At 42.3% G+C, this 21,274-nt stretch carries 20 protein-coding genes; 4 read left to right on the top strand and 16 right to left on the bottom strand.

The features are described from left to right. Nucleotides 1-39: 39 nt before the first annotated feature. The 6 genes from AC0VYC_RS15540 to AC0VYC_RS15565 form a co-directional block, all read right to left on the bottom strand. The gene (locus tag AC0VYC_RS15540) at nt 40-909 is read right to left on the bottom strand and encodes an ROK family protein (protein WP_475388793.1); all 870 of its coding nucleotides are present in this window, start codon (nt 907-909) and stop codon (nt 40-42) included. Nucleotides 910-972: 63 nt separating this feature from the next. Then, nucleotides 973-2,988, bottom strand: coding sequence for a Na+/H+ antiporter (locus AC0VYC_RS15545; RefSeq protein ID WP_047945413.1), 2,016 nt, complete (start codon nt 2,986-2,988; stop codon nt 973-975). Nucleotides 2,989-3,304: 316 nt separating this feature from the next. Continuing rightward, the gene (locus AC0VYC_RS15550) at nt 3,305-3,916 is read right to left on the bottom strand and encodes a trimeric intracellular cation channel family protein (protein WP_007500242.1); all 612 of its coding nucleotides are present in this window, start codon (nt 3,914-3,916) and stop codon (nt 3,305-3,307) included. A gap of 344 nt (nt 3,917-4,260) precedes the next feature. Beyond that, nucleotides 4,261-4,674, bottom strand: coding sequence for a disulfide oxidoreductase (locus AC0VYC_RS15555; RefSeq protein WP_007500241.1), 414 nt, complete (start codon nt 4,672-4,674; stop codon nt 4,261-4,263). After that, complete coding sequence (locus AC0VYC_RS15560; protein ID WP_017359241.1) at nt 4,671-5,357, bottom strand: DsbA family protein; 687 nt, start codon at nt 5,355-5,357, stop codon at nt 4,671-4,673. The genes AC0VYC_RS15555 and AC0VYC_RS15560 overlap by 4 nt, the downstream gene beginning before the upstream one ends. Nucleotides 5,358-5,503: 146 nt before the next feature. Beyond that, nucleotides 5,504-7,603 (bottom strand): heavy metal translocating P-type ATPase, encoded by a 2,100-nt coding sequence (locus tag AC0VYC_RS15565; protein ID WP_144666047.1) that lies wholly within the window; start codon nt 7,601-7,603, stop codon nt 5,504-5,506. Nucleotides 7,604-8,025: 422 nt separating this feature from the next. Here AC0VYC_RS15565 and AC0VYC_RS15570 point away from each other — a divergent pair, with 422 nt between their 5' ends. Genes AC0VYC_RS15570 through AC0VYC_RS15580 form a run of 3 tightly spaced genes read left to right on the top strand, consistent with a single transcriptional unit; the run spans nt 8,026 to nt 10,593 of the window. Further along, nucleotides 8,026-8,769: a metal ABC transporter ATP-binding protein gene (locus AC0VYC_RS15570; RefSeq protein WP_019743627.1), complete on the top strand. Its 744-nt coding sequence runs from the start codon at nt 8,026-8,028 to the stop codon at nt 8,767-8,769. Beyond that, nucleotides 8,769-9,641, top strand: coding sequence for a metal ABC transporter permease (locus tag AC0VYC_RS15575; RefSeq protein WP_007500236.1), 873 nt, complete (start codon nt 8,769-8,771; stop codon nt 9,639-9,641). Before AC0VYC_RS15570 ends, AC0VYC_RS15575 begins: the two co-directional genes overlap by 1 nt. A gap of 13 nt (nt 9,642-9,654) precedes the next feature. Continuing rightward, a complete protein-coding gene (locus AC0VYC_RS15580; RefSeq protein ID WP_096881855.1) occupies nt 9,655-10,593 on the top strand; it encodes a metal ABC transporter substrate-binding protein in 939 nt (312 codons plus the stop codon). A gap of 37 nt (nt 10,594-10,630) precedes the next feature. Here the strand turns inward: AC0VYC_RS15580 and AC0VYC_RS15585 are convergent, their stop codons facing one another. Next, on the bottom strand, nt 10,631-11,179 hold the full coding sequence (locus AC0VYC_RS15585) for a hypothetical protein (RefSeq protein WP_047945414.1): 549 nt from the start codon (nt 11,177-11,179) through the stop codon (nt 10,631-10,633). A gap of 89 nt (nt 11,180-11,268) precedes the next feature. Between AC0VYC_RS15585 and AC0VYC_RS15590 the strand changes: the two genes are divergently transcribed. Next, nucleotides 11,269-11,877 (top strand): TetR/AcrR family transcriptional regulator, encoded by a 609-nt coding sequence (locus AC0VYC_RS15590; RefSeq protein ID WP_041091908.1) that lies wholly within the window; start codon nt 11,269-11,271, stop codon nt 11,875-11,877. 13 nt (nt 11,878-11,890) lie between these two features. Here the strand turns inward: AC0VYC_RS15590 and AC0VYC_RS15595 are convergent, their stop codons facing one another. The 9 genes from AC0VYC_RS15595 to AC0VYC_RS15635 form a co-directional block, all read right to left on the bottom strand. After that, entirely contained in the window at nt 11,891-12,823 is a 933-nt protein-coding gene (locus tag AC0VYC_RS15595) for a response regulator (RefSeq protein ID WP_039168273.1), read from the bottom strand. After that, a complete protein-coding gene (locus AC0VYC_RS15600) occupies nt 12,820-14,136 on the bottom strand; it encodes an ATP-binding protein (protein ID WP_017368058.1) in 1,317 nt (438 codons plus the stop codon). The genes AC0VYC_RS15595 and AC0VYC_RS15600 overlap by 4 nt, the downstream gene beginning before the upstream one ends. Nucleotides 14,137-14,253: 117 nt before the next feature. Then, a complete protein-coding gene (gene aspA / locus AC0VYC_RS15605; RefSeq protein WP_035701391.1) occupies nt 14,254-15,699 on the bottom strand; it encodes an aspartate ammonia-lyase in 1,446 nt (481 codons plus the stop codon). Nucleotides 15,700-15,715: 16 nt separating this feature from the next. Further along, nucleotides 15,716-16,993: a cation:dicarboxylate symporter family transporter gene (locus AC0VYC_RS15610; RefSeq protein ID WP_007500222.1), complete on the bottom strand. Its 1,278-nt coding sequence runs from the start codon at nt 16,991-16,993 to the stop codon at nt 15,716-15,718. 241 nt (nt 16,994-17,234) lie between these two features. Beyond that, complete coding sequence (locus AC0VYC_RS15615) at nt 17,235-17,432, bottom strand: hypothetical protein (RefSeq protein WP_160757998.1); 198 nt, start codon at nt 17,430-17,432, stop codon at nt 17,235-17,237. Next, on the bottom strand, nt 17,429-19,864 hold the full coding sequence (locus AC0VYC_RS15620) for a heavy metal translocating P-type ATPase (protein WP_427243744.1): 2,436 nt from the start codon (nt 19,862-19,864) through the stop codon (nt 17,429-17,431). Before AC0VYC_RS15620 ends, AC0VYC_RS15615 begins: the two co-directional genes overlap by 4 nt. 84 nt (nt 19,865-19,948) lie before the next feature. Next, nucleotides 19,949-20,155 carry a copper chaperone CopZ gene (copZ, locus tag AC0VYC_RS15625; protein ID WP_017368060.1) on the bottom strand — a complete coding sequence of 69 codons (207 nt, stop codon included), beginning with the start codon at nt 20,153-20,155 and terminating at the stop codon, nt 19,949-19,951. Between the two features lie 83 nt (nt 20,156-20,238). Next, on the bottom strand, nt 20,239-20,544 hold the full coding sequence (locus AC0VYC_RS15630; RefSeq protein ID WP_017359234.1) for a metal-sensing transcriptional repressor: 306 nt from the start codon (nt 20,542-20,544) through the stop codon (nt 20,239-20,241). Between the two features lie 97 nt (nt 20,545-20,641). Continuing rightward, nucleotides 20,642-21,097 carry a DUF6376 family protein gene (locus AC0VYC_RS15635; RefSeq protein ID WP_058336928.1) on the bottom strand — a complete coding sequence of 152 codons (456 nt, stop codon included), beginning with the start codon at nt 21,095-21,097 and terminating at the stop codon, nt 20,642-20,644. Nucleotides 21,098-21,274: the final 177 nt, after the last annotated feature.

Raw genomic sequence — 21,274 nt, forward strand, 5'->3', positions numbered from 1 at the left:
CTTTTTCATTATCTCATGTTGCGTTTGAAAACTCTATTATCAGGCGTTTCTCTTCGCTTCAATCGCTAGCAGTAAAGCACCTGTCATACCTGCCTTGTCCTCAAGTCCAGGAGAGACAATGTATGTATCAAGCGGCGGCATGTCGACATAATCATTGACATACGCAGCCAGCTTCTCTCGAATGAGCGGAAATAGCTGTTTTTGCTTCATGACGCCTCCACCCATGATGATGCGTTCTGGGCTTAATATCAGCGTGTATTGCATTAATGCCTGTGCTAAATAATCTGCTTCAAGAGACCAAACTTCTTCTTCTTCGGTAAGCTCTTTAGCTGGCTTTCCCCACCTTGTCTCAATAGCTGGTCCTGCCGCCAGTCCTTCTAAGCAAGTACCATGCGCCGGGCAGACACCTGCGAACTGATCTGATTCATGCTGCCTGACCAGGATGTGTCCCATTTCTGGATGTGAGTGACCGTGGAGAAGCTCATTTTTCACAACAGCCCCGGCACCAATCCCCGTACCGACCGTGATATACAGACAGCTGCTTAGCCCTTTGGCGGCCCCTTTTGTCAGTTCACCTAATGCTGCGGCATTGACATCTGTCGTAAAGGACACCGGTACACCTAATTGTTTCTCCAGCTCAGGTATCAACGGGTAATGCTTCCATTCCACTTTCGGCGTATTCATGATGTAACCGTAAGAAGGATCGTCTTTCTGGACACAAATCGGTCCAAAGGAACCAACCCCTAATGCTGCAATTTCATGTTGCTGAAAAAATGGAATAAGTGATTGGATGGTTTTTTCCGGGTGCGCTGTTGGAATGGTTAATTCCTCTATGATATCCCCATGCTCATTACCAATGGCACAGCAGAACTTTGTCCCCCCAGCTTCAATCGCTCCGTAATATGTCATCCTGCCTCTCCCCCTGCTCGTCTCTTTTTTTCATCATAAAACAAAGGGGAGAAGTTGACAACATCATGTATTGGTCAGTAAGACTGCTTCCATGTCATTGATATATTCCCTTAAATGATGGGCAATATCACGATTGATTTCGCCATTTTCATATAAGGTTTGGATTTCATTACGAATCGTCTGTACGGCTTGGAAGTTAAGCTCTTTCTTCTTCCGGTCAAACGTACGATCCTTTTGCTGGAAGAAAGAAGGACCATGTTCACAGCGGAAAATCACTTGATTGTAAAACCCAATGACTTGATGACACGTTTGTTGATTGTCTTCGGTCATATGGTGCTTAATAGAATCCACCGCAGCTTCAGCCGTTTTCTTACGGATTTGTTTATACGATTCCTCGTTTTCTAATATGCCGCTTGAAATACGCTGATGCGGACGCCACAATTGAAGCCATTGTAGTAAGCGCAGAAACTTCACTTTTGAGAAACGAATTTTAAAGGAGTTGGAATAGAGCATTTCCAGCTCATGAAATCTCTCTTGCAGCTCATATGCTTCTTCTTTGTCGATTTTCTCTTCCTCAATCAACTGCTGAAGTTTCATCTGTTCTGCTTTAATGCCGTGCAGTCTGATTTTTCTCTCTTGTTTTCTCATACCAAACTGGTACGGTTCCCGCTGAATATTTCGTAGCTTCATTCGGAAATCATTGATGAGTGCAAGGGATACTTCTCGATTGTCCTCATTCATTCCTTCTTTTAACGTTTTAATGGCACTTCTCAGCAGCTTCCGTTTTGCGTGCTGAATCTTTGTATCTAAGTCCACATCCACTTGCTTATCTTTTTTCTCCGATAAAATAGGCAGTAGCACACTCGCTAAAATGAGTGTACATAAAATGACGCCTGCTGCGAGGAAAATAATTAAATGACGCTCAGGAAATGGTGATCCGTCTGCAAGCGTAAACGGGATGGAGAAAGCACCCGCTAATGTAACAGCACCACGAACACCAGAGAATGTCATCAGCATGGAAGCACGCAGTTTCGGTTTTTTCGTGTTCTTCTTTTTCGATACACTCCAGTTCCCTGCCCAGAACAGCCATACCCATAGGAATCTGAGAATCATCAGACAGAATGTAATGATTAAAATGTAACTGATGACCTGCATATTATTAAAGGCTTCATCTTGGAAAATGACGGTCGATACATCAGGAATTTGTAATCCAAGTAAAACGAAAACAAGGCCATTTAAAATAAATAAAATAATATTCCACGTGTTTGAAGAAGCAATTTGCAGTTTTGCTAAATTCGCTTCCATTCGGTCTTGCTCGATGGCATGTGTCACACCACCGGCAACAACGGCTAAAATGCCGGATACGCCAATTTCTTCCGCTGCTAAATAAATCACAAACGGCGTGAGGATTTGCAGGATGATGTGCATTGTGACATCGTCCATGCCTAAACGGCGGAGAAAATAGCGGAAACGAATGATAAAAAACGACAGAATAAATCCGGTCAATAATCCGCCAGCAGCAATCAGAACAAAGCTAAAGGATGCCTCTGCAATGGAAAATGCCCCTGTAACCGTTGCAGCAATAGCAAATTTAAAGGCAACAAGTCCTGATGCATCGTTCATCAGCCCTTCGCCTTCCAGCAGTCTCATGATCCCCTTCGGCATATTCACACGGCTGGAAAGTGCACTTACAGCCACTACATCTGTCGGTGATAAAATCGCTGCAAGCGCAAATGCAGCTGGAAGTGGTATGCTTGGAATCATCCAATGGATGGTATATCCTGCGACAATGACTGTCGCAAATACGAGCCCTAAAGCTAATAGAAGAATGGGCGCTCTTAATTTCCACAGCTCGTCCCTTGGGGTACGCTTCCCATCATTAAATAACAGCGGTGCAATGAATAAAACGAAGAATAGCTCAGGATTTAAAGAAATATGTAAACCTGAAGGAAAAGCTGCGACCAATATCCCTAAACCCACTTGGATTAATGGTACTGGAATAAAGGGCAGAAAACGATTGATAATATTAGATGATGCAATGAGTGCTAGTAGTACGAGCACTGCCAAAAAAATCTCCACTAGTACATGTCCCTCCCATTTCATTTTTTCCGTCATGTTTTGCTTACATGCAAAGATGTGTTCATTTCTTTCTGATCCATCCGTTCGGTCATGAGCGTTTCATTAGTATCCCGCAAAAAGCGAAACCAACACATAACAATCCATCTAGGCAAAAAAAGACTGAATCTACATATTCAGTCAAATGACAATATTTTCATCTCGTGTATTGTTCCAATGATGAATAAAGAACCTACTTTTATTTTACACGAAAACAGCTTGACCTGCTGACATCAAGCTCGAATAACACATAAAAAAAAGAGCGACATCGCCCTTTTCTTTACCCTTTATTTAAAAAATAAGACCTAGCGGGAAGCCGCCATTTGAATAAGTAGGAACAAACCCTGCATATGACGAGGATGACAAACAGCAGATATAAAGCAAGCTCTCCTTGCGCTAAGCCGAGTCCGACGAGTAAGCCGCCAAGGGCTGCCCATACTGCGTAAATCTCTGCTTTTAGCACAAGTGGCTTTCGTCCTGCTAATAAATCACGCACAATGCCGCCGCCGCTTCCAGTCAAAATGGCTGCCACAATGACCGCACTGAGCGGGAGCTCTCTTTGTACAGCAAATAATGCGCCTTGAATCGCAAAGGCTGCTAAACCGATCGCATCCGAGAAATTCCCCCACGTGCTCCAGTGCTTGAGCAAAAGCTTTGGAAATAGGAACACGATCGTAATGGATACAAGGGCAATGGTAAACATTTTGCCCTGCGACCATAAAGCAGACACCGGAAGACCAATTAATAGATTCCGAATCGCTCCCCCGCCAAATGCTGTGACAATCCCTAAAATGTACACACCAAGAATATCGTACTCTTCTTCCATTGCGACAATCGCACCACTAATGGCGAATGCCACAATGCCAATAATACTTAACACTTCCCATGCCATTTTCCGCTTATCTCCTTACCATTGTCTGATCATCTAACACTCTCCCCTTAATGTATATCTGACACAAATGAAAAGCAATACAAATTTTCTTTAAATTTTATCTTTTTGCAAAAATAAAAAATAGCCTGCTTTTAAGCAGGCTCAGATTGTTGACAAAGGGATAAAATGATCTTGATTTTATCCCTTTGTCTACTTTCAGCGTGATAGAAAACCTTTGCAGTCTAGGAAAGACGAGCACTGGAGCGGAGCGAATTTGACATTCGTGAGCACCAGCGCACAGGAATGACACCGAATGCGAGGGTTTGTCTACACGCTGATAGCCTGCTTTTAAGCAGGCTATCTCCTCAATCTTCTTTTGCATTTAAAAGCAGCATACTAATGATGATCAGAATAAATGCAATGAGAGCTAAGAGTGGAATGGTGATAAAACCAAACCAGTTCAGATAATCAACGGAACAAGGAATACCGCTTAGACAAGGACGAATCGATGCAAAGCCTGGAATCTTTTGTTCCATATAATGATAGATGGAAAAGCAAGCACCAATCCCAGCCAAAGGGAGAACGTAGTACTTCACTTTGACATCGCCACGGAATGTAGCAATTCCAAGTAAAAGCACAAGCGGATACATGAAAATGCGCTGAAACCAGCACATATCACATGGAATAAACTTCTTTACTTCGCTTAAATACAGGCTGCTCATCGTCGCCACAATTGAGACGATCCAAGCGCTGTATAAGTAAATCAGTTTATTTTTCATGATTTTTTCCCTTTCAGCTCTTGATCAATTAATTCTTTGATTTCATCATAGTCATAAAAGTTTTGGACTTGTTTATTGTTAATGAAAATAGTTGGTGTTGCATTTACTTTGTATTGATTCACCAGTTGATCATCTGTGTTCAGCTGTGGCTGATATGTTTTCTTTGATAGGTTATCTTTCAGCTTGTCCGTATCAATTTTCGTTGTCTTCTTCGCCAATTCGGTGAGCTTTGCTGGCGTTACCCATTCTGCTTCACTATCTGGTTGTGCGTTGTAGACCGCTTCATGAAATGCCCAGAAGTTTTTCGGATCTTCTTTCCACACTTCTTCAGAAGCCAGTGCTGCTAATACCGCACCGTCCCCATGAACAGGCAGTGGTAAGTTAATAAATGAGAAGGATACATCGCCATTATCTATGTAGTCTGCTTTCAATTTTGGGAAAATGTCTGTCTCAAATGATTTACATGATGGACATTTGTAGTCCCCAAACTCGACAACTTGCACTTTTGCCTTTTGATCTCCCATGACAGGCTGTCCTTTAATAGACGGCTTACTGTCGACTGTTTGTGCTTCTTGGCTGTTGTTGTTACCGATCACAACGAAAATACCGATGAGAAGAGCTGCAATGATGGTTAATATAACTGCAAACTTGATGGATGAAGATTGATTATTTTTTTTACTCACAAAAGCACCTACCTTATCTTTTTCATTCATTCCTTCACAAAGAAAAAGGATAACAGCTCAGGAAAATGCCATTATCCAACTTCTTCTATTTTAACAAGAGGGGGTCTATTATGAAAGACGCTATTCATGAATTTTTCCTTACAATTTTATTTCATGACCCTCATCGCATTTAAAACAGCCAGTACAGTGACACCAACATCCGAGAAGACGGCTTCCCACATCGTTGCAATACCGAATGCACCAAGTATGAGAAAGACGGCTTTCACCCCAAGAGCAAACGCAATATTCTGCCATACGATGGCTCTCGTTCTTTTAGCGACAGCAATAGCTTCCGCTACCTTCGATGGCTGATCTGTCATAATCACAATATCAGCCGCTTCAACTGCTGCATCTGAACCAAGTCCACCCATGGCAATACCTATATCCGCTCTTGCCAAAACCGGCGTATCGTTTATGCCATCACCAACAAACAATAATTTGTCTTGAGATGCTTTTTTCTCATACATGTCTTCGATTTTGGCGACTTTATCCTGTGGCAATAATTCAGTGTGAACTTCGTCAATGCCGATCTGCTGTGCGACTGCATTTCCTACTTGCGCAGCATCCCCTGTAAGCATCACGGTTTGAATGCCCGCAGCTTTTAGAGAAGATATCGCTTCAACTGCATCGTCTTTTACTTCATCTGCAATCAAGATCGATCCCGCAAACTCACCGTCTATTGCTAAATACACAACCGTTCCGCTTCGTTTTTCTTTTTCAAAAGCAATGCCCTCTCGTTCCATAAGGCGATGGTTACCTGCCAATACATGGGCTCCGCGAATTGTCGCTTTGATCCCATGCCCCGCAATATCCTCGTAAGATTCGATCTGGCTCTCATCAAGAGACGCTCCATAAGCCGCCTTAATCGATTCTGCAATCGGATGCGAAGAATGCGCTTCTGCCAGCGCTGCAAAAGAAAGCAATTCCTCTTCTGACCATTTCTCATTCGCTGCTTCGATATGAGTGACTGTAAAGTTCCCTTTTGTCAAAGTACCTGTTTTATCAAACACCGCATAGCGGACAGAGTTCAAGGCTTCTAAGTAGTTACTGCCTTTCACTAAAATGCCTCGTTTTGATGCGGCACCAATTCCGCCAAAGAAACCTAATGGAATGGATACAACGAGAGCACATGGACACGAAATGACAAGAAAGACAAGTGCCCGGTACACCCAATCAGACAATTGAGCTGATGGGATGAGAAGCGGTGGTACAAAGGCAAGCAATAAAGCTAGCACGACCACAGCAGGTGTATAATATTTAGCGAACTTTGTGATAAAGTTTTCTGTCTGCGCTTTACGGCTGCTTGCATTTTCGACTAAATCCAAAATCTTCGTAACCGCTGACTCACTGAGCTCTTTTTGCACTTCAATTTCAAGAATACCGTTTTGGTTCACAAATCCAGCAAGCACTTCTTTTCCTGCTTCCACATCTCTTGGAACAGACTCCCCAGTTAGTGCAGAGGTATCCACAAGAGAATAACCGTCTATCACACGTCCATCCAAAGGAATTTTTTCACCTGGTTTAACGACAATACGGTCACCAGCTTTGACTTCTTCCGGCTTTACCTTTTTTGTTTCTTGCCCCACTTTGAGGTTTGCGTATTCTGGACGGATATTCATTAATTCGCTAATTGATTTTCTAGAGCGATTCACAGCTGCCCCTTGGAACAGTTCTCCAATTTGGTAAAACAGCATGACTGCCAGTGCCTCAGGATACTGCTGAATCACAAAAGCACCAACTGTGGCTATAGTCATTAAGAAGTTCTCATCAAATACTTGACCACGCACAATATTTTTCAGTGCTTTCAAGACAACATCTCCGCCAACTAGTAAATACGCGGCGAAAAACATGATGAACTTCAGTAAGCCATTGTCAGGTATAAAATAAGCCGCCGTTCCAATGACTGCACCACCAATTAATTTCAGTACAATCGTTTTTAAATTCTTTGTTCCATGATCGTGATCGTGGTGATGTCCTTCTTCTTTTGGTGATACACTCACATGAGGTTCAATGGACTGAACGGTTTTTTCAATACGCTTTGACATCGTTTCTTGTGCATCAGCATGTGTCACAGTTAATGTACCCGTCGCAAAATTAATTGAGCAGGCTTCAACCCCTTCGAGTTTGCTGACACCTGTTTCAATTTTACGTGCACAGTTTCCACAATCGAGACCGCTTAATACGTATTCATCCTTCATCTTTTTCATGTTCTCACCTTTTTCTATATAAGTAGCCTTCCCTGATTCAATCAAACCTATCAGCTGCTGTAGATATTATATATGAGCACATATTCATATATTGAATTACCCTTATTATATGAGGAGTTCTTACAAACTGTCAATCATTTATAAGCAAATGTTTGAGATTTTTCGTATTCAAGGATGTCATGTGAATTTTCAATAATCCATGCTCATGTCCCCTCTTCGTTGCATAACATAAAAACGATCGCTTGATGGGAATATTCAGCATTTCTCTTTACAAAAGAAGGACATACGATTAGAATAAGATAAAAGTTTCCTTAAGGAAACAAATTAGCGTTAGAGAATCATTTCATCCTTTAGTCAAAATTATTAAATGTATGCATATATTTTTAGGAAACGCAATTGATGATCGAAAGGGGCCTTAAGAGATGTCATATGCTTTAACAATCGACCGCCTGTATGTCTCATACCACGGACAGGATGCACTAGAAAACGTCTCTCTTTCCATACAGGAAGGAACGATGACTGGAATCATTGGTCCAAATGGTGCTGGTAAATCGACTTTATTGAAAGCATGTTTGGATTTAATTGAAAAGGATCAAGGCGACATTCGTTTTTTTGAACAACCCTTTAAACAAGTGAGAAAACAGATCGCCTATGTACCGCAAAGAAATGATCTAGACTGGACGTTTCCTATCCATGTGCTGGATACCGTACTGCTTGGCACATACCCAAAGCTCGGATTGATCAAACGACCGAAAAAAGAAGACCGTGCCTATGCGTACCATTGCTTAGAAAAGGTCGGGATGCAGGACTTTGCCAAAAGACAGATTGGGGAATTATCCGGCGGTCAGCAGCAGCGTGTCTTCCTTGCGCGAGCACTCGCTCAAAACGCACAGCTCTTTTGTTTAGATGAACCATTTGTCGGAATTGATATGGCAAGTGAAGAAACGATGATCCGCATTTTGAAGGAATTACGAGATGAAGGAAAAACCATTCTGGTCGTCCACCATGACTTAAGTAAAGCCGATGATTACTTCAGCCATCTCGTTCTTCTAAATAAGAAGCTGGTCAAAGCAGGGCCTGTCCATGATATTCTTCGTCCTGAGGTCATGCTCCAAGCATATGAAACACAGCTGCCATTTTTAAAATCAGCAGGAGGAGACGCGTAATGGAATTCTTAACCGGACTTTTTGAATATGCGTTTTTACAAAAAGCGTTATTTACATCCGTTATGGTAGGGATCATCTGCGGCGTCATTGGCTGCTTTATCATATTACGGGGAATGGCTTTGATGGGAGATGCGATTTCACACGCTGTACTTCCAGGTGTCGCCATCTCTTATATGCTCGGCATTAACTTTTTCTTTGGTGCGGTTCTAACTGGTGTACTGACAGCCATCGGCATCGGATATGTCAGTCAAAACAGCCGCATTAAAAATGATTCTGCCATCGGGATCGTATTCACTGCTTTTTTTTCCATTGGGATCATTTTGATTACATTTTTGAAAAGTTCCAGCGATTTATATCATATCTTGTTTGGAAACGTACTAGCCGTTCGTTCATCTGATATGTGGATCACGCTTGGCATCGGCATTTTCATTTTACTGGCTGTCATTGTTTTCTACAAAGAACTGCTCATTAGTTCATTTGATCCAGTGATTTCTTCCGTTTACGGTTTACCGAATCGCATGATCCATTATTTCCTCATGACCTTATTGACCTTAGTGACCGTGGCATCCCTGCAAACTGTAGGTATTATTCTTGTTGTTGCAATGCTTATTACACCAGCTGCCACCGCTTATTTATTGACAGACCGGCTATGGATCATGATTTATTTATCTGCTTTTTTTGGAGCAGTTTCAGCCGTCGTAGGACTTGGACTCAGCTTTACGTATAACTTGTCGTCTGGTGCTTCCATTGTGCTGGTCGCGACCATATTATTCGGCAGTGCCTTTATCTTTTCACCGAAACAAGGGATATTGTGGAGATCCTTAAAATCGAAGCGAAAACGAACACAGTTAAAAAAGGAAGCGTCTATGTAAAAGGAGGACATATATGAAGAAGGTATTAGCAATCCGTTTGACCGCAGTATGTATTGCCCTTTTGGTCATCGCAGGCTGTTCTACTCAGCAAAAAAGTTCCGGAAAAGATGACGGTAAATTAAAAGTTGTCACGACCTACTCCATTCTTTATGACATTGTGAAGGAAGTAGGAGGACAGCATGTCTCTATTCACAGCATTGTTCCTATTGGTACAGACCCACATGAATTTGACCCACTGCCAAAGGATGTTCAGTATACGACGGATGCAGACCTTGTTCTATCTAATGGCTTGAACCTTGAAACAGGGAATGGCTGGTTTCAAAAACTGCTTGAATCGAGCGGCAAGGACGGGGATGATGCACCTGTAGCCGAGCTGAGTAAAGGCGTCAAAGTGAAGTATTTGTCTTCAAAAGGGCTTGAAAGCCAGCAGGACCCACACGCATGGCTGAATGTCGAGAATGGGATTCTTTATGCGCAAAATGCCAGAGATGCGCTCATTCAAGCAGATCCTGAGCATAAAGAGGATTACGAGAAAAATGCTGAAACCTATATCAAAAAGCTTCAAACGCTTCACGATGAAGCAAAAGACAAGTTTGATCAACTCCCAAAAGACAAAAAACTCCTTGTCACAAGCGAAGGGGCATTCAAATATTTTGCGGATGCGTATGGACTGAAAGCCGGCTACATTTGGGAGATCAACACAGAAAGTGAAGGAACACCTGGACAAATGAAGCGCATCATTCATTTTGTCAAAGATCATCAAGTTCCTGCCCTTTTTCTTGAAACAAGTGTAGATAAGCGCAGCCTTGAAAGCCTATCTGAGGAAACCGGAGTTCCGATTAAGGGGAAAGTATTTACGGATTCTATTGGCAAAGAAGGTGAAGATGGGGACAGCTACTATAAGATGATGAAATGGAATATTGACACCATTTATAAAGGACTGTCATCATAAGAAAAGACAGGTGGAGTAAATCCGCCTGTCTTTTTTGTCATCCTGCTATATTTTCCGGGTGTTTTTTCGGCCAAATGACGTAGCTGATGCTAATGATGAAATCAATGGTTAAGACCATCCCCCACACACTGACAAGCTGCATCAGAGATTCCGTTCGTTCTGGTGCTTGGATGAGATAGGTCAATCCATATAATAGCCCCGCTCCGATGACATAAGAGATGAAATGACGCGTCCAGCCCACCATTTCATACAAAGACCGCTCCTTCCCGTACTTTGGTTTTCCCTTCGGCTTAGGGCCTCCTGCAAAACGATAAGCAAACTTAGCATCCGCCCATTTCACCATTTGATGTCCAAAGGCCAGACTCACACCAATATAAACAGCCGCAAGCCCGTGAATGACGCTCGCCACAGCCCCTTGCTTTAAATCTATATAAGTAGCCGCAAGAAGGATGAGATCTAAAACCGGCGTACAGACAAGAAAGAAAGCACCCCATTTTTTCTGTTTAAACACATAACGCAGTGTTAAGCCCATAAGAATAAACAGCCAAAAACCAATTTCACATGCCACAATCAATAAACCGACCAATTTCCCCACATCCTTTTTAATACGATTGTATTAAATAAAAAAATAACACAACTGTGTTAAAAAAACAATAGCTGTGCTAAAATCAACGTATGCCAAAAATCGTCGATCACCATAAACAAAAACAAAAGGTCGCTCAAGCTGCTATGAGAGTGATTAAACAAGAGGGATTGGAAAGCGCTTCTGTACGAAAAATAGCCGTAGAAGCTGGCATTTCAGCCGGCTCTATGCGTCATTATTTTTCCACACAGCAAGAATTGTTTCTATTCTCCATGAATTTAATTCAGGAAAGAGTGAAGGAGCGAATTGCTAAGCTTCCATTAAACGGTTCAACAGAGGAAAATGTATTCACGTTATTGGAGCAGGTTCTTCCACTAGACGAAGAACGAATATTTGAAATGGAGGTGTGGCAGGCTTTTACAGTCAAAGCACTGACTGAACCAGATTTACAGCCGCTCAATGCAAAGATGTATGACGAGCTTTTTCAAACCGTTCAATTTTGCTTAATGAAATTGAACGAGGATGAGCTACTGCTAGATCATATCGATCTTTTATTAGAAACTGAGCGGCTTTATGCGGTCATCAATGGGCTTGCATTGAATGGAATCGTACAGCCCCATCGTTTACCGCCTCAGCTCATGCGCTCCGTGCTGCAGATGCATCTTCAATCCATCACAAAAAAAGACATGCCCTCCTTATAGAGAGCATGTCTTTTTAATCTTCCATAAAAATACGTTTCGCCTCGTAATAGAGCACCTGTACAAATTTCTTCACATTGATACGTGTGTGCTCTTCTCTTCCACTTGTCTCTTTTGTGAGTTCACTCATTTTCTTACGCACAATGGTAAAATCGAAAAATTTTGATGCATAGTTTTCAAAGGTTGGGTGTGAAAAATCGGTTAACCCGAGCGAGGCGATGTGTTTCAATGATTGGTTGATCGCACGTCTTACCCGCTGTTCCGCTGCTTTTGCTTCTCTTGCGATGTCTGCTGATGTAAAAGGTTCGTTTAATTTATCCTCTGTGATGCCAGTAAAAATCACTTTTAATGAAGGAAAAGAGTCGTGCTGATCGGCATGTAACGCTAAATACTGATCTGTGAAAAGAATCATATCTAGTAAATCCTTAGACCCCTTTTCACCGACAATCCCAAGCTCCGCGAGCAAAAACTGACCTGCCTCTGCAAGACTTTTCCCGCGTTGCTTCGTTTTTGTCTGTCCGCGCTGCTGGAACTGCATGACCGATTTGAGCGAATGCTGAATATTTTCAATTGAGTGCTCTAAATGCAGTCGTTCAATCATGAGATGGAGCACACTTAAGACCTCTACCCGATTGATCGGCTTTGTCACATAATACTCGACACCGAGCGTATATGCCTGGCCGATGAGTTCCTTTGTTTCTACCTGTGACAGCATTAAATATTTCCCATGAAATTCATCCTTGATCGCTCGAATCGTCTCAAGACCGTCCCTTTCAGGCATCAGAAGATCAATACACAAGATATCAATATGCAAATCATTTAAGTAGCTCGCTGTTACTTCAGCACCATCCTCTGCTTCCCCTGCCACAATGCCAAGCTCTTCATCTTCAATGAGCTGTGCCAGTGAAGAACGAACAGCTTCATCATCATCAACAATAAAAAATCTCATCTCCCATTCCCCTCTTTTCTGCTGACTTGATCAATTGGTATCGTTAAAGTGAACATCGTTTGTTGATTTGGGATACTCTTCATTTCAACACTTCCGCCAAGCTTCTCGGCTGTGTCTTTCACATAGGAAAGACCGATGCCGCTTGATGGGTTCCCGGCTTGGTCGTATTTTAAAGTGAAGCCCGGTTTAAAGATCACATGATGGTTACGCTCTTTAATGCCTGGCCCGTTGTCACTGATTTGAAAAATCACATCATTCTCTTTCCGTGAAATGGATAGTGATACCTCTCCATTCACCGGAATGGCTTCAACGGCATTGGATACAATGTTATTTAATAAAGATAGAATGGTATACACGTGATAAGCGGGATGCTGCCCTTCTTCATCATAATGAAAAACGATGTGTTTTTTAAGAGATTCCGCGTAATTTTCATGGATACGAATTACAAGTCCAGCGATATGAGCAGGACTTGCATACTCCTGAAAGTTTTCCTCATGAATCAGTTTTGATAAGGCAGAAAAAATCCGCTGATTATCCTTTTTGATTTCGTGTACCTCACCTGCAATTTGCAGGGCTGTTTTTCCGAGTTTTTTCAAATCTAATGATTCCGTATCCTTTGCATGATGCAGAGACTGATACAATTGATATGAAGTAGCTGTAATGTGCTCAGCATGTGCAAGGGTTTTATAAAAATATGTAGATTCCGTATAAAGATTCGACAGCAGCATCAACAGGTGTTCCTTTTCCTTCTTCATTTGGCGCTCTCTCGCCTGTTCTTCGTATAATCGAATCATCGTATAACAAGCCAATACGAAAAAGCTTCTGAAAATCGCCAATACAAATAGTTGAAACAGCGTTCTCACTGTTAAAATTTCATCAATGGCTCCCCTGAGTGCAATCATTTCGACTACACTTGCACATAGTTCCATGATGATCCCTGTCGCCCCAATGAGCCAAGGCTTATCACGGAAACGTCTGACCTGTAATACATAAAAAAGCGTGCCATAGACGACGTAATACAGCAGGGAAGGAAATCTTAAAGAAACGGCCTCTTCCAGCGCTAAGTGGCCTGACACAGCGGTATCAAGAAGCACCCGGAATGCAAACACTGATCCCCCCGCAATGATGCCGCTTGCCCATGCCGGGAATTTTTTCATTTGAAGCAGGATAAAGAAAAAGACAACGGTTCCAAAGCTGACCCGAAAGCTATCCTCAAATGGATAAAATTTCAGCTCTCCCCCAATCGGAGTCAGAACAATGAGCATGATAATTAAATAAGGCTCTGTATTCAACCATTTTTTCAGTAAATTCAAACGCAGTCACATCCCTAATAATTGACGATAGTATACTATGTGAGCTTCAGAAAAACAAACAGTCCATGAAAAAACGCACACCGGACATTTGTCGGTGTGCGCTTCTCATGATGCCGCTTAATCTTCTAAACGATCCTTTTCTAAAAGTGATGCACCAGCAATACCTGGTTTCGTCATTTCAAAAGGATTTAAGATGACATCAAGCTCTTCCTCTGATAACACATCATTTTGTAGACAAAGCTCACGTACAGATACGCCTGTAAGAATCGCTTCTCTCGCAATTCGTGCAGCAGCTTCATAACCAATATGCGGATTGACCGCCGTCATGACACCAGCACTCTTTTCTACATATTCTTTTAATCTAGATTCATCTGCTTTTAGGTCACGCAAGCAGTTATCGACAAAGGATTCAAATACATTTTTCATCATGCTGAGAGACTGTAGTAAGTTGAATATTAAAACTGGCTCCATGACGTTCAGTTCAAGCTGACCAGCCTCTGATGCAAGGCAGATCGTGTGGTCATTTCCAATGACTTGGAATGCCACTTGGTTCATGACCTCAGGCATCACTGGGTTGACTTTCCCTGGCATGATAGATGAACCTGGCTGTCTCGGCGGCAAGTGCAGCTCACCAAAGCCTGCTCTAGGACCTGAAGCCATCAAACGAATATCGTTTGCCATTTTGGACATATTCATCATACATACTTTCAGTGCAGCTGATACTTCTGTATAAGCATCTGTATTTTGCGTAGCATCGACCAAATCTTCTGCTCCAACTAACGGCAATCCGCTAATGTCAGCTAGATAACCAACTACCTGGCGAATATATTTAGGATCAGCATTCAGTCCTGTTCCAACTGCTGTTGCGCCCATATTGACTTCATATAAATGCTGTCTAGACTGCTTGATTCGTTTAATATCACGAGCAAGAACCTTTGCATATGCACTAAACTCTTGACCAAGTCTGATTGGAACAGCGTCCTGAAGATGCGTACGTCCCATTTTGATGACATGATCGAATTCTTGCGCTTTTTCTGTCATGACTTGATGCATGTTTTCCATCGTATAAAGTAGTTTTTCAATCATATTCAATGTTGAAATATGAATCGCTGTTGGGAAAACGTCGTTTGTTGACTGCGACATGTTCACATGCGTGTTTGGACTTAGCTCAGTATAAGCGCCTTTTTCCTTTCCTAGTAGTTCAAGCGCTCTGTTTGCAATGACTTCATTGGCATTCATATTCATTGAAGTGCCAGCCCCGCCTTGAATTGGATCGACAATAAATTGATTGTTCCATTTTCCTTCAATAACCTCATCTGCGGCTTGAACAATTTTTTCTCCAAGACCAGCATATAGTCGCTTTGTATCCATATTTGCAAGTGCGGCTGCCTTTTTGACAATCCCTAATGCTTTGATGAGTTCCTCATGAACATGGTAGCCAGTAATTGGAAAGTTCTCTACTGCACGTAATGTTTGAATTCCATAATACGCTTGAGTGTCTACTTCCTTTTCACCTAGAAAGTCTCGTTCGATACGAACTTGCTTGTCCTGTAGCTTCGTCATTTGAAAAGATCTCCTTTTACGCTGCTTTTGTTTGTTGTTTTAATTCCTCAATATACTTCTTCGATTTCTCTTGATCAAACACTTTTTCCCACTTAGACATGACAATGGCTGCAAGTGAGTTACCAAATACGTTAACAGTTGTACGAACCATGTCAAGGATACGGTCGATCCCAACGATGAAGGCAAGTCCTTCAAGTGGAAGTCCCATTGCTCCAAGTGTTGTGATGACAACAACGATCGATGCACCTGGTACACCAGCCATTCCTTTTGATGTGAGCATTAAGATTAATAGTAACGTAATTTGCTCATAGATGGAAAGAGGCATGCCGTACATTTGTGCAACAAATATGGCGGCAATGGATTGATAGATGGCACTTCCATCTAAGTTAAAGGTATAGCCTGTTGGGATAACGAACGACGTGATCGCTTTCGGGCATCCGAACTTCTCCATTTTGTCCATTAATCTAGGCAATACAGCTTCTGAACTTGCTGTTGAGAATGCAAGAATGATTTCTTCTTTTAACACTCTAAATAGTGTAAAGACGCTTGTTCCAGCTAATTTTGCGATAATGCCAAGTACGACAATAACGAAGAATGCCATTGTGCCGTAAACGACAAGTACCAGTTTACCTAGCGGGAGAAGCGCTCCGACCCCGAATTTGATCACCGTCACACTGATGAGCGCGAATACACCAAATGGTGCAAACTTCATCACTTTATTGGTCACCCAGAACATCGCTTCGAGGATGCCCTCAAAAAATCCTAACACTGGTTTTCCTTTGTCTCCAACTGCTGCAATTCCTAATCCGAATAACACTGTAAAGAAGATTGTTGGTAATAGATCACCTTCTGCAATGGATTGGAACACGTTTGTTGGCACAAGATGCACAATCGTTTCAGAGAAACTAGCTTTTTCGGCAGAAGACTTAGATGTCTCTTCATATTTAGAGATATCGCCTTTCTCCATGTTACTCATATCAATTCCTGTACCAGGATGGAAAACGTTTGCTGCAAGCAGTCCAACTGCTAATGCAATCGTTGTCACAATTTCGAAGTAAAGAATCGTTTTTCCACCGAGTCTTCCGATGGTTTTCATATCGCCTACACCTGCAACGGCTACAATCAATGCAGCAATAACAATTGGAAGAACGATCATTTTAATTAAGTGGATGAATATATCGCCAATCGGCGTTAACACATTAATAACGGTTTCATTTTGATAAAATAGTGCTCCTACGACAACACCCAAAACAAGTGCGATGAGTATTTGAGAAGCTAACCCTAACTTTTTCATACGTGGACCCCCTTTTTTTGATAACGCTTTCTTTGTTGCCTAATCGCATCTTAACGATGAACCTACAAAAAACGACAAAAAGGAACAAAAAGAAGTGAATTTTTTATGAAAAATCTTTTAAAAGGTGGGTTTTTCCACAAAATTGTTAAAAAAAGACTTCGCTTTTGGCGAAGTCTCAGGTTGTTGAGAAGAGCTAAAATGAACTTTATGTTAGCTCTTTGTGATAGAAATCCATTGAAGTCTAGAAAGGGCGAGCACCGAAGCGCAGGACTGACACCGAATGCGAGGACTTCGCTTCTGATGAAGTCTCATGTTGCATATGATCAGCTGGCGGCTCTTGAAGAGGAGAAAGTTCGACATAAACCGCATAGCCTATCAGTACAATGGCTACATAAATCACAGCACTCAACGTCCACACCCATTTGACATTCAGCTTCATTTTGCCACACCCTCTCTGACAGGTTTCAATCGCTGTAATCTTAGTGCGTTCAGCACAACCGATACAGAACTAAAGGCCATTGCCGCTCCTGCAAGCCATGGTGCCAGGAACCCAAATGCGGCGACTGGTATGCCAATACAATTGTAAGCAAGTGCCCAAAATAGATTCTGTTTAATGTTTCTCATCGTTTTTCTGCTAAATTCAAGTGCATCTGCAATGGCATGGAGATCTCCAGTCATGAGCGTAATATCTGCCGCTTCCATGGCAACATCTGTACCTGTTCCGACAGCCATCCCGATATTTGCTGTTGCAAGGGCAGGGGCATCATTGATGCCGTCTCCAACCATCGCCACTTTTTTTCCTTGTTTCTGAAGCGCTGCAATATGAGCCGCTTTTTCCTCTGGAAGAACTTCAGCAATGACATGATCTATGCCTGCCTCACTCGCAATCGCTTCTGCTGTGCGTTTGTTATCTCCTGTCATCATCACGACGTGAATCCCTTGCTCTTTGAGACGAGCGACCGCTTGAGAAGAAGACGATTTGATTGTATCAGCAACGGCGACAATACCTGCTGGCTCGCCGTCAATGGCAATGAGCATCGCCGTTTTTCCTTGTTCTTCAAGCTCAGTCACAACTGCTTCTAGTGCTTCGCAGCTGATATGATGTTTCTTTAGGAGCTTCCGTGTGCCAATCAAAAGCTCATGTCCTGCAGCCCTTGCTTCAATTCCATGACCAGGATCTGCTTGAAAGGCTTCTACCTCGATCGTTTGGAGACCCCGGTTCTTCATGCCTTCTGTAATCGCTTTGGCAAGTGGATGCTCTGACTGCTGTTCTGCCGATCCTGCTAACTGAAGCAGCGTATCTTCTGTCCAATTGGCAGACGCAATCACATCTGTAAGACTCGGCTCCCCTTTTGTCACAGTCCCTGTTTTATCTAGCACTACTGTATCTAGTGATTGGGTTACCTCTAAGTGTTCTCCGCCTTTAAACAGAATACCTGATTCAGCTGCCCGGCCGCTGCCTGCCATAATAGAGGTCGGTGTAGCAAGACCAAGCGCACAAGGACATGCGATGACGATGACCGCTATAAAGGTTTCAAGGGCTGCTGTCACATTTCCTGGATCAACAAAGATATACCAAATCAAAAAAGTGAGCACAGCCAATCCTACAACAATGGGGACAAATATCCCTGAAATTTGATCTGCCATTCTTTGAATTGGTGCTTTTGAGCCTTGCGCTTGTTCGACGACTCGAATGATTTGTGAAAGAGCCGTTTCTTTTCCTACTTTTGTTGCTTTCACTTTCACAAATCCATTTTTATTGATGGTTGCCCCGATGACTGTATCTCCTGTGGTTTTATCAACTGGCAGACTTTCTCCTGTAATCATCGATTCGTCGATCGCTGTTGTTCCTTCGATGATTTCTCCGTCTACCGGGACTTTTTCACCTGGCTTGACGAACACAAGATCATTCACTTTCACTTCAGAAATAGGAACGGTCATTTCTTTCCCATCTCGCTCTATCACAGCTTCTTTCGCTTGTAAGCCCATCAGTTTTTGAATCGCTTCTGATGATCTCCCTTTCGCTCTTGCTTCCATTAACTTTCCGAGCACAATCAACGTAATCAGCACAGCACTCGTTTCATAATAAAGGGCCGCTTCATGTGTGCCTTGAACTGCTGACTGAATACTTTCATATAAACTATAGAAAAAAGCAGCCGATGTCCCTAGTGCCACAAGGACATCCATATTGGCACTTTTATTTTTCAACGCTTTATAAGCACCTACATAAAAAGGCCAGCCGACAATGAACTGGACGGGCGCTGCTAATGCGAGCTGAACCCATGGATTCATAAACGCTTCTGGCTGCCAAATAAACGATGTGAAAGAAAAATGACTGACCATTGCCCAAAGAAGAGGCAATGACAAAATCATCGAGAACAAAAAGCGTGCCGTTTGTTTCTCAATAGCTGCTTGGCGATGGTCTTTTTTCCCTTCCTCTGCATGCTCTTCGGCTGGTTCGATTAATGAATATCCAATGGATTTCACAGCCTCTTTTATGTCACTTGGAGATATTTTCCCTGGATGATATGTCACCTGAAGTGACTCAAGCGCAAAGTTCACTGATCCTTGATCAATACCATCCATCCGGTTGACTTTTTTCTCAATTCGGTTTGCACAAGCCGCACATGTCATTCCCTCTATATCAAATTCGGCTTGCTCCATCACCACATCATAGCCAAGAGATTGAATTTTTTGTTTTAGATCCTCTGCTGTGAGTTGTTCTGTTTCATACACAATGTGGGATGTTTCAAGCGCAAAATTCACACTGGCGTCGTCCACACCTTCCAACCTGTTCAAGCCCTTTTCAATGCGGCCTGCACAGGCGGCGCAAGTCATTCCCGTAATTTGAAAATCAATTTCTTTTTTCATTTATCTCACCTCTCCACATACTCCATGGGGGTATTGTTATTTTTAAAAAAATACGTGCTGTCTTATGCAGCACGTATGCTCATTTTATACGACATCATATCCCTGTTCTTCAATGACATCAGAGATCTGGTGTAACGTGATTTGATCTGGGTGAAAGGAAACCTCCACCTGACCCTTATCTAAATGGACTTTCACAGATTCAACACCTGCTAATTCTCCTACATTTCCTTCGACTGCTTTCACACAATGTCCGCAAGACATGCCTTGCACTTGTAGTGTTGCTTGTTCCACTTCTCATCGCCTCCATCAATCATTTTCTAATTTTACTATACCCTAGTAGGGTATCATTGTAAACATAAATGATCCGCTTTTTGCTACGATTTTGTCAGCTTCGTGAAGACATTCATTAACTCCTCAATGGCTTCATCCCCATTACCGCTCTTAATGGCATCCGCTACGCAGTGATGTGTATGCTTTTCCATTAATTGAAGACTCACTTTTTTTAAAGCTGCATTGACAGCAGAAATTTGATTCACGACATCTATGCAGTAACGATCGTTTTCAATCATTTGCTGAATCCCTCGCACTTGACCTTCCACTCGTTTTAAGCGATTGATTAATTGCTCTTTTTCCTTCTCAGCTCTAGGCGAAGCGATATGTCTTTCTTCATGTTCTGTCATCTGATCACCTTTTTTCTATCATACTTGTGTTACATTCAATTAAAGCATATCTTCACCTGAAAAGGCAAAGATATGCTGTGATCACCGTTTGCTTATCCTAATTTGTTAGTTGTTCAATATCTTGCAAAAGGCTGACCGATTGCTGAAGCTGCTTCATGAGCCCTTGCTGATCCTCTAAAATAGCTGCAGCATCGAAGTTGTCCATTTTCAATTGCTGTAAATAGGCTTGAATCTCCTCTGACAGCACTTTATTTTTCTCTATGATTTGTGCATGCAGGTCTTCTGCTATTGATGGGGCTGTGAGTTCATTAAATTCTTGAATGTCTGCTTTCAATGATTCCAGTTGCTGCGTCAAATCTGCTCTTTTGGCAGCATCTTGTACAGCTTCTTCCGCAAGCTGTGGAAAATCCTCTGTGAATTGCTGAATATCTGTCACATACTCATTTGCCTCTGTGACATATGTCGTTGTATCGTTTACTTGGTCTAGCAGTCCTGAACATCCACTTAACAAAAACGTACCGGTAAATAGAAACGCCATCACATATTGTTTCAAGATCCATCATCCTTTCATCTGTATGTTGAAACCCCTCATTTGTCCAGCTTCCAACCACACAGATGCAAAAAGACCTTAAAAAAAGCCAGACCTTTGCCTCATGTGTGATAGGCAAAGGTCTGGCTAACATGTTCATGCCGGAATGGCCGAGAAACAACGGATGTTTCTGTAATGACG

Source organism: Bacillus sp. iso_77, from assembly GCF_056173625.1.